Source organism: Shewanella oncorhynchi, assembly GCF_030848765.1.
Taxonomy (GTDB): Bacteria; Pseudomonadota; Gammaproteobacteria; order Enterobacterales; family Shewanellaceae; genus Shewanella; species Shewanella oncorhynchi.
Map to the genome: position 1 here is coordinate 328,118 of NZ_CP132914.1, position 13,038 is coordinate 341,155.

Genomic DNA, 13,038 nt, shown 5'->3' on the forward strand with positions numbered 1-13,038 from the left:
ATAGCAGGGATAAGCAACTGAAGATGCAAAGAAGTTGGTAACGCATTTTTTGAGTAGCACTCATCTCTATGACCAAAGTGTATTAAGTCTCGAAAAAAACACCGATGCCAAGTAGTATAGATAAGGCATCCATAAGTTCACATTATCACGAGGAGTTATATATGGCTTTTAAGATCATCCTTGCCGACGATCACCCTATTATACTCACTGGCGTGCGTAGTTTGATGGCTGAAATGCAGCCAAGTTGTAACATTGTTGCTGAAGCAAATAATGTTTCTGAATTATGGCGTACATTAGAACAACATGAATGTGACTTATTGATCACAGACTTTAGTATGCCTAATGATGACAATGTCGATGGTATGGCCATGATTAAACTGCTAAGACGAAAATATCCAAACTTACCCATAATAGTGTTAACGCAAGTGCATAATTTAGGTGTATTACAAGCGCTGTTACAGATTGGAATACAAGGCTTATTATTAAAAAAATCAGTCATTGCCGAATTAGAAAAAACAGTTAAAAAAGTATTGTTAGGCTCTGTTTACATTGGCGAAACCGTTCGTGAATTATTAAATGAACAAGGTATTAATCAATATGCCATCCCAGTTGAACTTTCACTGAAAGAAATAGAAGTGGTACGTTTACTGGCAAATGGCATGTCGGTTACGCAAGTTGCCAGTTATTTACACCGCAGTGTAAAAACCATTAGCACCCAAAAAACCAGTGCGATGCAAAAGCTCGGGTTAAAGAGTGACAGTGAGTTGTTTCATTATGCACAGCAGCAGGGCTTGTTTTAATTTAAAAATGGAGGAATTTCAGCCTCGAACATAATCGTCACATCCCCTTGGTAAGTGCTTCCTGGATATTTCATCATTTCAGTTAAGTTGGTTTTGCTAATTTCAAATAAAAATTTTCTTGCAACATTGATATATTTTCCATCAGTATTTATAAACTTGTACTTTGTTGTTGATAGAGGTATTGATTTTCCTTCACCATTGATATAACTGATTTCAATATTTGTTTTGTGACTGTTTTTAATATTTTTAAGTTGGCACTGGCCATCGTTTTGATATTGGCAATAACTCAATGATACATAAAATATTGCGCTACTCCAGAGTCTAAATGGCAATTCAGCCTTTAAGTTAGGTGGAGTTTTACCGCTGTTTATCCATGGTGCCCAGCCCTTGGGCGGTTGCAATATCACTTTATTGCTGCCAGCAGGGAATTCTACCTTAAGTTGATGTGTTACTCTTAAGGTAAATTCTATGGTAACTGTCGAGTCTGAATAAGTAGCGTCACCAAAGTCGAGATCTTTATTGCGTCCAAGGTTCAATGTTAAGCTACCCTTATAAGTGCCATTTTCCATTTTTAAAGGGTCTGGTGGTTGCAGTTTATAGCCAATATAAACTCTTCTAAGAGTGATTTTGTCTGAAGAGAAAGATGATTTGAATTTATTGTAATAACACACGCCACCAGATTTTTGATTGGCATTTTTTATGTCGTAGAAATAATCAAATGCCCAAGCACCTGCCCACATTCCTAATCTATAATTACAATCACCTTGCACATTAAATTCAGTCCAGTACGTTCCAGTCGTACCAGCCTCTTTTATTATATTTGGTGTTTGAGCTGCTCCTATTTGCGTTAATTGAAACTTCATTTTATGGACATTGCCACTTCCTACCTTAGTTAATTCAATAGTTTTCTCTCCGGTAAATTTTTGATATGTTATCGCATGTTCTAATTTACCATCATTACTAATGAGTTTTGAGGTGATGTTTGTCGGTATACTGATGGCTTGTTCTTTCTCTAGAGAAGCAGTTCCTTTACACCAAAAATCACCAGTATAATCTTCAGGTACTGAGCAAGGGGTGGTATTAATAAACTTACTACCATTAATATCATAGGGCGCAGGTTTATATTCAGCGGTGACTTGAATGGTAGCCGCTTCTGTTAATTGGCTGAGTAGTAGATATCCCATCAAAGTATATAAAGCGTAACGATAATTCACTTGGCTAGGTTCTCTGTTAATGTTTGTTGTGCCCATGTTTGGGCATTACAAGTGATATTGCCTAATAGCAATAGGTTCTGTTCACGTTTCACTCGGTGTAAATCGAGTTCAAGGTTGCACTCTTGTATACCTTGATACTCCACTTGCAAGCTCGGATGGTGTTCACTCATTTCGACGGCAAAAAAGCCATCGGCCTCACTCAAGCTGCGCCCCGCATGGTTGGCTATGAGCGCGCCTTTAAGCGGCAATCCCTGTTGATTCACTAAGCGGCCAATCACAGTGACAGTCTTCATGACTCTGATTTGTTGGTAACTGACGCCTCCCTTATTGAGGTGGTAATGCAATACGCTCGGTTGGATGACTGAAGGTGTGTCATCAAAGTCCTGTATGGCGAGTTGTACGCTACCACTGCGATAGGCGGTCACTGGCACTAAGTTGCGCCCAGGCTTTAAGGTGACACTGCCACCGTGCTCATCTTCTGCTTGTAAAAGGATGTCTGGGGTATCAGCCATGACATCGATTATCATGCCTGCATCGTGGTTTTGGCTTTGGCCTGAGATGCTGAGTTCACCTTGTTGCCCTAGTGCAACCATACTATCGAGGTTTATGCCGCCTGTGATGCTGCTGTTATAGGACGATGACTGTGCATAGGCATCCCCGCTAACAATATTGTTGCTAAAGCGGCTATTGGCGGTTGCGCCAACACCATAGCTATCCGTGTTTAGTCCCATCCCTATGGTTTCAATGCCACGCCAGTCTAGTTGCTGTTGGTAATCAACATAGGCATGCTGTTCTTGCCCGCCAGAACGTGAAGTTCTGCTGCCTAAGCCACCACCCATTCGACGCGTTTGATCGCCTAAGTTCATACTGAAATAAAGTGCTCCGCCTTGGTCGCGCTGGCCTGAAGTGTTAATGCTGCCGGGACGATCGAACGCATTTAAACTCCAGCTCATTTGGCGTCCCCAGAGTTTGCCGTTGTACTGCCAACCTAAGTCAATACCTTGACCTTGCTCGGATTGATGTGACAAATAGGCGGAAATAGAGTGACCTCTTCCTAAGTTATGTTGCAGAGATGCACTCGTCTTTTTGGGATTAGAGTTCGTAATATCACTGCTTTGCGATTGGCTGAGTTGTTGCTGATGGCTGAGTACAAAACTACCTTGCCTGTAGCTATAAACTGCTTGCAAATCAAAATCGCTGCCCTGTTGTTCATTCATCACCCAATTACCAAAAAAGCGCAGTTGTTGGTTCCAGTCCCAATCAGCCGAAATGCTGTAGTGCCAACCTTTATCCATAAATTGAGCTGCAGCGCCAAGGATGATCGCCGGTGTTAATAAGTAGTTTGCGAGTGCCCCCGTGCTGAGTCCGCGTCTGCTTTCATCATCCCAATTCGTTATTTCTTGTAACTTTTCTCCAGCAAACAAGTTCACCCGAAAGGGCTCTTCAGTGTTTTGCCATTGAATGGGTTTGTTAATGATTTCTCGACGACGTTCAGTGACTTGGCCATCTTCTAGAATCCGAATTTCAACTTCATATATGCCAGATGGTAATACTTTAGTATCAATGGCTTGTAAGCCTGCGTTAATCTGTTGCGAGTTGATCAATTGCCCATTTTGGTAGATTTCTACCACACCTGCACGATTCGGAGTGACATAAATGGGTGTGGCACTGGCATAGGCTTGATCGACCAATAACTGATTAGAGTCACCCAACATCACGCCCATCACTGCTTGTGAGCTGCCGCTATAAATGATGGGCTGACGAATTAAACCTTGGGCATAAGGGGAGAAATACCCGAGTCGATAGAAGCGTCCTTCGTTTTGACGTTCTGTATACAACTGTTGAATAGTCGAGTTGAGTGTCTCTTCATTATTTTGAGTGACTTCACCTTCAAGTAGTGTGGTCCACTGGCCTAAACTTGCTTGGGCTTGCAAATTATAACGGCCTGCGTAATCGCTCTCATTGGATTGACTCCAATTGAGTTGTTGTCGAAATAGCGCGCCGTAGCTTCCCTGTTCAGGCAAGGCATAGTAGTGCGAGCTTGATGGTTGTTTTTCGATATTGGCCGTTAAAATAGATAATTGAGAGTTCTCCAAATTATATTCAATCGCTAATATGCCGCCCTGACAGCCTTTTGGGCACAAACCCAACTTATGTTTTTGGTTTAATTGTGTTACCCATAATTGTTGCTGACGTTCGTCAAGATCGCTTTCGCTCACGTCAATAAGTTTTAATAGTTGTACACTGGTATCGAGTCCTAACACTATTTCACCTTCGCCAAGCAATTTATTATCAATGGTGATTCTTACTGTTAATGGGGCATTGAAAAAATGCTCAGAAAATCCATCAGGCAAGTCTTGATATTGCTTTAGCAGCTTGAGCGAGTCCGATGGCGTGTTATTCGCCAAAGAGCAAGAGCTAAAGATTAGCGTTGCGATCAGAATCGTCAGGATCAAAGATGACAAGTGTGTTGCCTCATATCGAAAAAATGAAAAGCATGAGTCGTTAACTTGAAAATTAATAAAGCTCCCTTCGCGGGAGCTTTTTTGAAATTTAACTTAATAAATCTCTATGGTTTTTTAATTGGCGCTTCCGATTCGAAAATCATATTGACCATGCCTTGGTAGTTACCTGCTACATAGCCGCTTGCTGGCGCAGTAGGAATGATCTCTAGTGCAAGGGTTTTACCCGTTTTAGCATTGTCGACATCGACTAATTCAGTCGCAGATGTCTTCAGTTCAATACCGCCCACTTTAACTGTTAGTGCAATATTATCATTGCCACTGGCGATAATGGCTGGGTTTGATAAGTAACCCGTAATAGCACCAATAGTACTTTTAACTTCTAGTTGCTTATTTAATTGATCTAGCTTTTTTGTATGGGCGTTATATGCTAACTTTTGCTGGCTGTTGATCCAGTTATCATTGCCTGTTGGTTGCACAAAAAAGTTCTCTGACGGAATTTGTGCAATCACAGTGACTTGATGTTCAATCTTTTCAGCCGCAAATGAGTTCATGGCCACTAATAAGGTTATTGGGGCCGCTTTCCATATTTTCATTACAGTCTCCTTTAGGATGCATTAGTTACCAATAACTATGCTTTTGGTTTTATCACCTTCAATCAATTGGAAGTGATAGCTTTCGTTACTATTTTTTACCAGTTGTTTTTTTGAACCGGGTAAAATATGCAATTTTGTCGCAGTGGAACACTCTTTGGTTTTTTTGTTACATGATTCAAAAAAATCTAAAATGATAGTCGTATTCCCGTTATTTTGTATTTCTGCGCTATTTGTGTCTTCCGTTATTTCAGTTGAGTATTTAGGTTCTTCTGGGGTGATAAATAAAAATGCCCCGTAACCTGTTAGTATTTGTATTCCAGCAGTGAGTTCTTCACGCGTTTGTTCAGTTTTTTGCGCATCAAATCCATCATTGTTTTTTGGCTGAACTGGTACAAAGCGAACTCTAAAGTAACGTTCTGTGTCTTTTTTATCTAAGAATAACAATCTCGTTGCTTGTACTCCCTTGGCTGGAATAATTAAGCGAGACGGGCTAGCTATCAAGGCGCGGTTTTCTGTCTCTTGTTCAGGTACTTCGTATGGCAGACCATTTTCATCATATTTTATTTCGTTAATCGATATTTTAATAAATGCGGTTGAATCGCCTATGTTCATTATTTTTTTCAAATAAGTGGTTTTATTGCTAGGCATATAGTCAAATAAGGTTCCTATGCTTATTTCTGCCGCAGCATAAACTTGAGAGCTATAAAAAATAATACCAAAAAGCGCTAAATATAATCGCATTATTATTGAGTTACCTTGTATTGAATTGCCTTGATTTCATTTTGGGTTGATGTTGCTGTTCGATTGGAACAACATTTTAGCTGTATTTTATATGGGTGATTTTTATGCGTTAATAGGAATAGTCCTATAATAAAGTGCAGTGATTTTTTGTTTTTAGGATTTATCTGATAGAAGCGAGTGCCAATTTAGTTAAAAATAAGTCAGATATATTAATATTCTGTAGGTATCTATGCTGTCAGTTAAGCGTAAAAAAGTGAGTGAAGATATTGCAAGCTGCATTATGTCTGATGTGGTTATGCCTTTTTATCAGCCTATTATCGGGGTTGATAAAACCGTTATAGGATATGAAGCACTTGCACGCCGTTGGGATGCCAAGCGTCATGCATATACAGGTATTGATTTTTTATTATTAGATAAAAATGCTGCTTTGCACATTGATATATGGATGTTGAGGTCGATTATCAAAGACTTACCTCGATTGGCCGATCAAGGCGTTGGCATACTGTCCATTAATTTAAATCCCATGCCATACAGTGTGACTTACCAAAATTTATTACAAATGCTGTTGCTTCAAGCAAAAGTGCTGTGCATCAAAATTTGGTTTGAAGTGTTAGAACACACTTTATTAGATGATAAACAGCATGAATTGATTGAAATGTTACGGGCACGAGGAGCCAGCATCGTACTGGATGATTTTGGCACCCAAGAATGTAATTTCTTGCGTATGATGGTATTGCCCTATGATGTCATCAAGTTAGACCGTTCCCTTTTGCTGCAAGCTTGTCGCTCTTCACATTCAATGCGTATGTTGACGAGCTTAGTTGAGTATTTACAGCGATTAGGAATGCAGGTTGTTTGTGAAGGTGTGGAGACTTTGACGCACATTGATGTGGCAACTTTATTGGGATGCGATTATCAACAGGGGTATGCCCATGCTATGCCTGCGCCGATTTCGCACTGGGCTCGTTAGGGCGAATCACGCATTAGCTGCAAATTAACTGAGGCTGTTTATTTCGTTTTTCGCTTACCGAGTAATCCAATCCAAAATGTCCCTTCCAATAGCATACCTAAGATGATGAACACCAATGCACTGGTGGCGCTGCCATAGGCATAAGCGCTTAATGCTGCTATTAATAACAAGCTTAAGCTTATCCATCGTATGACTGGTTTCATTTTCGCTCCGATTTAAAAATACCGTTACCTGACACTAAGTTATCTGACTTTAGTCGAGGGCGATTTATTTGCCAATTCCACTTTTTAATGACACAGATAGACTAAAATAACCACTAAAATTCAATCCTCTTGATTCTAAATGGCGAAATTGAGGGTTATCACTGAAAATGTCATGTTTAAAAATCCTCAGATGATCAAAGCTTAATCTTGTTTCCATCGGTGTTTAAGCTGGTATTAGGTAGACTTAACACATTAGCCACAAAATGATTGAGTGTTTGGCTTATCAGCGATTTAGGTTCTGTTGACGTTGGATTTTAGATCAATTGATGGCCGAACCTGAGTTAACGCTGACACAGTGTGATGCTATATCCAGTGGTAAATTGTGAGGGATTAGCTTGGAATTGCATACAGGCGCAATAGGTCCATCGACTTCTAACTGATTGTCTCATAAGATACAAACTTAGCTGATTTATATGGAGGGGCCATGAGACTATGGTTGCTAGGATTCATGTTGGTATCTGGTGTCGCAACGGCGGCTCAGAGCATGTATTCGATGTTTGCGGGTGGAGACTATGTACCGCCGTTGAGCGTTATGCAGCAGATTGAAAAAGGGTTCTCCGGTGTGATTGCCGAATTTCATATGGAAGAGCAAGAGGGTGAATTAGTCTATCAATTTGAGTTGATTAATCCTTTAGCAAACTCTATAACGCGGTTTGAATATCGTGCCCGTGATGGTAAGTTACTGAAACAAAAGGCGAGTAAAGTAAGCGCCGATGATATGGGTGAGGTTGAGGCAACGCGTATGATCGCGGCAAAAGATCAAACCTTTTCAGGTCTAATCATTAAGGCCACTAAAGATCATAAAGCCTTTTTAACCGAAGCAAAATTAGACCACGACTTAGGTATCAGTTACTTAGAACTTAAGCTGCTAGACGATACGGGTAAGTTTAAGTTGGCCTTTGATGTCGAAAATTTACGACCGTTACCTTTACTCAAGTGGGATTGAAATATCTAAGTCAATCGAGTGCTCACACGAGTGCTTAAGATTGAGGAGCGCAACATACAGATGAAAATACTTTTAGTTGAAGATGATGCGACGACGATTGATTACATCGTCAAAGGATTTCTTGAGCAGGGCCACAATATCGAAACAGCGAGCGATGGTCATCAAGGCCTGTCACTCGCGACGAGTAGTCAGTACGATCTCGTGATCCTCGACCGCATGTTACCTCAGCTCGATGGCTTAAAATTGCTGGCCGCCTTAAGGGCAACGGGTAATCAAACACCAGTACTGATTTTATCCGCTTTAGCGCACGTCGATGAGCGAGTAAAAGGCTTGCGGGCAGGTGGCGACGACTATATGACTAAGCCGTTTGCTTTCTCCGAGTTATTAGTCCGCGCTGAAAAACTGATGCACCGTGGGCAATCTGTGCCTGTGACAACTGATCTCGTTGTTGGTGGTTTGAAGATGGAGTTACTGACCCGTAATGTCACTTTAGACGGGCAGGAGTTGATGCTACAGCCGAAAGAGTTTCAGCTACTTAAGTATCTCATGGAACATGCTAATCAAGTTATTAGCCGCACCTTATTGTTCGAAGCAGTGTGGGATTATCACTTCGACCCGCGCACGAACGTCATCGATGTGCATATCGCAAAATTACGCCGTAAATTTGAAGAGTTAGGCCATGGCGAGCTTATCGAAACCGTGAGGGGAGCGGGTTATCGCTTACGACAAAGGCATTAAGCCTTACCAAAGCAGCGCCTGGCGCATCACAATCGTTTTTTCGACCTTAGTGATAGTGATCATCGGGGCGTTGCTATTTGCCCTCTATCGGCAGTTGATTATTGAGCAGCAGTATCAAGTGACTCAATATTTAGAGTCAGAGACCCAACGTTATCAGCAACTTGCCCTAACGGTTGATCGCCGTAGTTTTGCCGCTCAAATCCGCGCCGCCGATCCACAAACGGCCCTGATCGCTTGGCGTAATAGCTACGATATGGTCGGTGCCTTGAGTTTTATGCCAGAAGGCATGCCTATGCTGCCGCAAACGCGGGATTTTCCTATCTTAACCGGTGGTCCAGATAAGCTGCATATTCTTACCGGCGGTCTGGTGATGACCCGCTACGGCCCAGTGTTGATTGCGACCCGTACCGATAACTTAGCGACGTTAATAGATAAGTTTATCAGTGCCGCCGCGACGGCTGTCATGCTTACCGTAGTGTTGACTTTAGCGCTCGGCTATCTGTTTTCTAAGGCTATTTTGCGGAGGTTAGTGCAATACAACCGTTTGAGTGAACAGATTGAACGTGGTCACTATGACACCCGCTTACCCTTGAGTTGGCGTCAGGATGAGTTCGATATGTTGGCGCTGCAGTTTAATAATGTGCTGGATATTCTCGAAAATAACCTGATGGCAGTGCGTGGTGCGACCGATAATATTGCCCATGATTTACGTACTCCACTGTCACATATCCGTATTGGTATTGAAGAGTTGGCGAGTAAGCCGAGCAATGAGATTAGCGAAGGTTGCGCCATTTTGACCGAGGAGCTCGATCATTGTTTAGCGACGTTTGATGCCATGTTGTCGCTCACGCGTATCGAAGAAGGTCAGCAGACACTCGATTTGCAGGAGCTAAGCCTAGCTCAACTGTGTACCGACTTATTGGATATGGCCGATGCTGTGGCTGAATCTAACGAGCAAACCTTGAGTTTATCGTTACTGACAGATCATAAGGTTTTTGGTGATAAATACTTATTATTCCAAGCTTTATATAATCTTGCCGATAATGCGATGAAGTATTCTGGCCAAGGTGCGCGGATTGAGATTATTCAGTCAGGCCCACAAATTCAGATCCGCGATAATGGACCTGGTATTCCAGATGAGAGTAAAGAAAGAGTATTCGAACGCTTAGTGCGCCTCGACCCTAGCCGACATTTACAGGGCACTGGTTTAGGATTATCTATGGTCAAAGCGATTCTCTCACGGCACAATGCCAAAATTAATCTCACGGATAATCATCCTGGCTTAGTCGTCACTATTCAGTTTTAAGTCGATAATCCGCATTACAACGCCGAGTACTCCATGTATCGAATCATAGCCGATGAAGCTGATTTTATTGTTATTTCCAAATCAGCCAAAGTGCATTTCCACAGTCAGGATGGGACTGCAGGCGTGGTGGCGCAGGCTGAGCAAGATTTAGGGATTAAGCTTTTTGCTGTTCATCGACTCGATACGCCCACGTCCGGTCTGTTGATTCTGGCTAAGAGCGCGGTCGCCGCCAAGCAATTTACTGAGCTGTTTACCGCCCATAAAGTGCAGAAATATTACCTCGCCCTCGCGAAAGGCAAGCCGAAGAAGAAGCAAGGCTGGGTGATTGGTGACATGGCAAAGTCGCGTCGTAGCATGTTTAAGTTACTACGGACTAAAGAGAATCCAGCGATTACGCAGTTTTTCTCCTTGAGTGTTGGTGAGGGATTGCGTTTATATTTGCTTAAACCCCACTCAGGTAAAACCCATCAATTAAGAGTCGCCTTGGCGAGCTTAGGTGTACCCATTTTAGGGGATGATTTATATGGCGGAGAGGCTGCGGATCGGTGTTATCTGCATGCCTATTGTCTGCATTTTCGCTATGGTGATGAAGTGACAGGTTGGCATGATTACGCTTATCGGGATTTGCCGACTCAAGGTGAGCATTTTGGCGCTGAAGGTGTCACTGAGGCGCTAGTTTTATGGCGTGAGCCCGATACTTTGGCTTGGCCAGCGAAAGGGGATTAATCTTTGCAGCGTTATGTTGCAAAAGTCTAGCAAGCTTGGCAAATACGGTCTCGGCCTTCAGATTTTGCGCGGTACATAGCTTGGTCTGCTTGAATGAGTAGTTTGTCAGGTTCGCATCCTTGATAAATCGTGGCGTAACCTAAACTGGCATGGATTTTTATCGTAACACCTTGCCAGATAAATGAATTGTCCTTAAGTACTTGATGCAATTTCTCGGCGACGACTCTGGCCGCGGGAGCATCGGTCGCAGGTAAAATCACCAGAAACTCCTCTCCACCGTGACGACATAGGGCGTCATTTTCTCGCAATACCGATCCAAACAGTCTCGCCGCCGTCAGCAGGGCGAGATCGCCCGCATCGTGCCCGTATTGATCGTTGATATCTTTAAAATGATCAAGATCCAATAAAATCATACTGTAAGGTACTTTATCCCGCAGCCAGCGTTGATGGATATTGTTTAAAAACTTATACATAGCACGGCGATTCCACAGGCCTGTAAGTTGGTCCCGCTCCGCTAACATGCGGATTTTACTGACAAGCCGCGTCATGGCATTACCTATCATCACGATATTGATCAATAGGGCCAGAAAGACATAGAACCAAAGCACAGGTATGGCTTCTTGCGTGTGCATGGCGATAAACATCGGACTTTCTTCGGGAGAGAGTAAGGCGATAAAGATACGAATGATAAAAATACCCACCATGGCGACTAAGGGCATGACCATAGCGATGGCAACTCGATTTCCCGTATCGCGTTTGATGGCAAGATAGTTATCTCGAGTTAACATGGCGAAAATGAGCGCGGCGCAGGCTGAGAATACGATGGCCAAAATGCGTTCGGAGCTGAAATTAGGTGGAACCAAGAGCATCACACCAGCGGTGAGTGCTAAAAGAATAAGATCTGATTTTACGCTGGGCTTGAGTCTGAAAAGCGCCTTCGTTCCCCAACGCGCTAGAATGAAGCCAAATAAAATCGCCATATCCGAGCAGAACCAAAAAAAGTAACTGGAGGCTTCGGTGCGTTGGCTGTTGAGTATGATGCCAAGGAGGACGAACAAGTTCGCCAGAGAAAAGCGCATACTGGCTTGAGTGGCAATTTTTAAAGGTTGTGCAATGAGTCCCCATGCGACGGCAGCCGTGCTAGGGTCTGTTGATCTTTGCTGTACAAATGTTGTTCAGCAATACATCGGCAGCCACATTAACATAAACGCCAGTGACACCATACTGGCGTAATTTCTTGCTAGCTTGTCATATCTTGTTGATATTGCTCGATAGTGCTTAATTCTTCCAAAAGCATTCTCCACTAAATGTCGATACCGATATAAGCACCAATCGACTCTTTCTTGAGGTGTATTCTTATAGCGGCGCCTTGGAATAACAGATTTCCCGCCTTTATTTGCGATAAGTTCACGAAAAGCATCGCTGTCATAACCTTTATCTGCAATGACGGTATCAACCTGCTTCAGGTGCTCAATTAAGCTGGGGGCGTGTGTAATATCGTGTTTTTGGCCTTCTGATAATTCGAAATAAATCGGTAATCCTCCGCTGTCGACGGCTAAGTGAATTTTGGTTGAATTACCGCCTCGACTTTTACCAATACTCTCATTACTTAGCGTCGCGGCACCTGCACTGTGCTGGTGAGCCCGCACTATCGAGCCATCAATAAAGACCCATTCTATATCAGCAAGGTTGGCTAAGGCCTTGAATAAATGTGCTAGAACGCCTTTCTTAGACCATAAATGAAACCGTCTAAAGACCGTGCTCCAATGACCGAACTCTTTAGGTAAATCTCGCCAAGGGATACCTGTTCTAAGGCGGTAAAGAATACCTTCGAATGTTTGTCTATGTTCAGGTTTGTCATAAACACGGCCTGTGCTTTTCATTAAATGAAATAGCTTTTCCCAGCGTGCATCGGTTAGCATAAGTCTTGGCATGGCTTGAGGTTATGGTTACTTTTGGCGAAGCAAATTATAACGTCTTGCCATGCTGTCTAAAAATTACTCTCGAAAGATCAACAGACCCTAGTAAGCAGGCAAATAAACTTGATGAGTAATAAGGCTTGGGGATCAAATATCATTCTTTTACTTCATATTTTTCTTTAACTATAGATGCTTTTAGGGATTTTCGGTTGGAGTTTACTGGATATCTTAGTCTACTCTGGACAGATAATGGGTTGAATATCCTTTTTCATTTTAGGAAATGGTAAGGGCCTTCATTTAGGCTGCGGCTGGGATTATTTACGCCTTGCAAACTAAAAGGTTTGCAAATTCTGAGTC

Annotated in this window: 13 protein-coding genes; 6 read left to right on the plus strand and 7 right to left on the minus strand. The window is 42.6% G+C overall.

Annotation, left to right across the window (positions count from 1 at the left end):
- Positions 1-161: 161 nt before the first annotated feature.
- Entirely contained in the window at positions 162-800 is a 639-nt protein-coding gene (locus tag RA178_RS01550) for a response regulator (protein ID WP_306684249.1), read from the plus strand.
- Here RA178_RS01550 and RA178_RS01555 read toward each other — a convergent pair.
- The 4 genes from RA178_RS01555 to RA178_RS01570 form a co-directional block, all read right to left on the minus strand.
- Entirely contained in the window at positions 797-2,050 is a 1,254-nt protein-coding gene (locus RA178_RS01555; protein ID WP_306684251.1) for a hypothetical protein, read from the minus strand. The genes RA178_RS01550 and RA178_RS01555 overlap by 4 nt on opposite strands.
- Positions 2,011-4,479, minus strand: coding sequence for a fimbrial biogenesis outer membrane usher protein (locus RA178_RS01560; protein WP_306684253.1), 2,469 nt, complete (start codon positions 4,477-4,479; stop codon positions 2,011-2,013). The genes RA178_RS01555 and RA178_RS01560 overlap by 40 nt, the downstream gene beginning before the upstream one ends.
- Before the next feature lie 104 nt (positions 4,480-4,583).
- Positions 4,584-5,072, minus strand: coding sequence for a CS1 type fimbrial major subunit (locus tag RA178_RS01565; protein WP_168826436.1), 489 nt, complete (start codon positions 5,070-5,072; stop codon positions 4,584-4,586).
- Between the two features lie 21 nt (positions 5,073-5,093).
- Positions 5,094-5,813, minus strand: coding sequence for a fimbrial biogenesis chaperone (locus RA178_RS01570; RefSeq protein ID WP_306684254.1), 720 nt, complete (start codon positions 5,811-5,813; stop codon positions 5,094-5,096).
- A 253-nt stretch (positions 5,814-6,066) separates the two neighbouring features.
- On the opposite strand from RA178_RS01570, the gene RA178_RS01575 reads away from it, so the two are divergent.
- Positions 6,067-6,783 carry an EAL domain-containing protein gene (locus RA178_RS01575; protein WP_306684255.1) on the plus strand — a complete coding sequence of 239 codons (717 nt, stop codon included), beginning with the start codon at positions 6,067-6,069 and terminating at the stop codon, positions 6,781-6,783.
- Between the two features lie 38 nt (positions 6,784-6,821).
- Here RA178_RS01575 and RA178_RS01580 read toward each other — a convergent pair whose 3' ends face one another.
- Positions 6,822-6,986 carry a hypothetical protein gene (locus RA178_RS01580; protein ID WP_105251095.1) on the minus strand — a complete coding sequence of 55 codons (165 nt, stop codon included), beginning with the start codon at positions 6,984-6,986 and terminating at the stop codon, positions 6,822-6,824.
- A 484-nt stretch (positions 6,987-7,470) separates the two neighbouring features.
- Here RA178_RS01580 and RA178_RS01585 point away from each other — a divergent pair, with 484 nt between their 5' ends.
- Genes RA178_RS01585 through RA178_RS01600 form a run of 4 tightly spaced genes read left to right on the plus strand, consistent with a single transcriptional unit; the run spans position 7,471 to position 10,762 of the window.
- The gene (locus tag RA178_RS01585) at positions 7,471-7,992 is read left to right on the plus strand and encodes a tudor domain-containing protein (protein ID WP_263266939.1); all 522 of its coding nucleotides are present in this window, start codon (positions 7,471-7,473) and stop codon (positions 7,990-7,992) included.
- A gap of 60 nt (positions 7,993-8,052) precedes the next feature.
- Complete coding sequence (locus RA178_RS01590) at positions 8,053-8,730, plus strand: response regulator transcription factor (RefSeq protein ID WP_006079763.1); 678 nt, start codon at positions 8,053-8,055, stop codon at positions 8,728-8,730.
- Positions 8,731-8,779: 49 nt separating this feature from the next.
- Complete coding sequence (locus tag RA178_RS01595) at positions 8,780-10,036, plus strand: sensor histidine kinase (protein WP_286991544.1); 1,257 nt, start codon at positions 8,780-8,782, stop codon at positions 10,034-10,036.
- 33 nt (positions 10,037-10,069) lie between these two features.
- Positions 10,070-10,762 carry a TIGR01621 family pseudouridine synthase gene (locus tag RA178_RS01600; protein WP_263266938.1) on the plus strand — a complete coding sequence of 231 codons (693 nt, stop codon included), beginning with the start codon at positions 10,070-10,072 and terminating at the stop codon, positions 10,760-10,762.
- A 26-nt stretch (positions 10,763-10,788) separates the two neighbouring features.
- Here the strand turns inward: RA178_RS01600 and RA178_RS01605 are convergent, their stop codons facing one another.
- A complete protein-coding gene (locus RA178_RS01605) occupies positions 10,789-11,841 on the minus strand; it encodes a GGDEF domain-containing protein (protein ID WP_306684258.1) in 1,053 nt (350 codons plus the stop codon).
- A 96-nt stretch (positions 11,842-11,937) separates the two neighbouring features.
- Positions 11,938-12,696 (minus strand): IS5-like element ISSod6 family transposase, encoded by a 759-nt coding sequence (locus tag RA178_RS01610; protein WP_011071076.1) that lies wholly within the window; start codon positions 12,694-12,696, stop codon positions 11,938-11,940.
- Between the last annotated feature and the right edge of the window lie 342 nt (positions 12,697-13,038).

Bases quoted from the DNA above. Each gene is read 5' to 3' on its own strand.
- RA178_RS01610 (WP_011071076.1), bottom strand. From the start codon at position 12,696: ATGCCAAGACTTATGCTAACCGATGCACGCTGGGAAAAGCTATTTCAT.
- RA178_RS01605 (WP_306684258.1), bottom strand. From the start codon at position 11,841: ATGCGCTTTTCTCTGGCGAACTTGTTCGTCCTCCTTGGCATCATACTC.
- RA178_RS01550 (WP_306684249.1), top strand. From the start codon at position 162: ATGGCTTTTAAGATCATCCTTGCCGACGATCACCCTATTATACTCACT.
- RA178_RS01565 (WP_168826436.1), bottom strand. From the start codon at position 5,072: ATGAAAATATGGAAAGCGGCCCCAATAACCTTATTAGTGGCCATGAAC.
- RA178_RS01585 (WP_263266939.1), top strand. From the start codon at position 7,471: ATGAGACTATGGTTGCTAGGATTCATGTTGGTATCTGGTGTCGCAACG.
- RA178_RS01600 (WP_263266938.1), top strand. From the start codon at position 10,070: ATGTATCGAATCATAGCCGATGAAGCTGATTTTATTGTTATTTCCAAA.
- RA178_RS01570 (WP_306684254.1), bottom strand. From the start codon at position 5,813: ATGCGATTATATTTAGCGCTTTTTGGTATTATTTTTTATAGCTCTCAA.
- RA178_RS01590 (WP_006079763.1), top strand. From the start codon at position 8,053: ATGAAAATACTTTTAGTTGAAGATGATGCGACGACGATTGATTACATC.
- RA178_RS01555 (WP_306684251.1), bottom strand. From the start codon at position 2,050: ATGGGCACAACAAACATTAACAGAGAACCTAGCCAAGTGAATTATCGT.
- RA178_RS01580 (WP_105251095.1), bottom strand. From the start codon at position 6,986: ATGAAACCAGTCATACGATGGATAAGCTTAAGCTTGTTATTAATAGCA.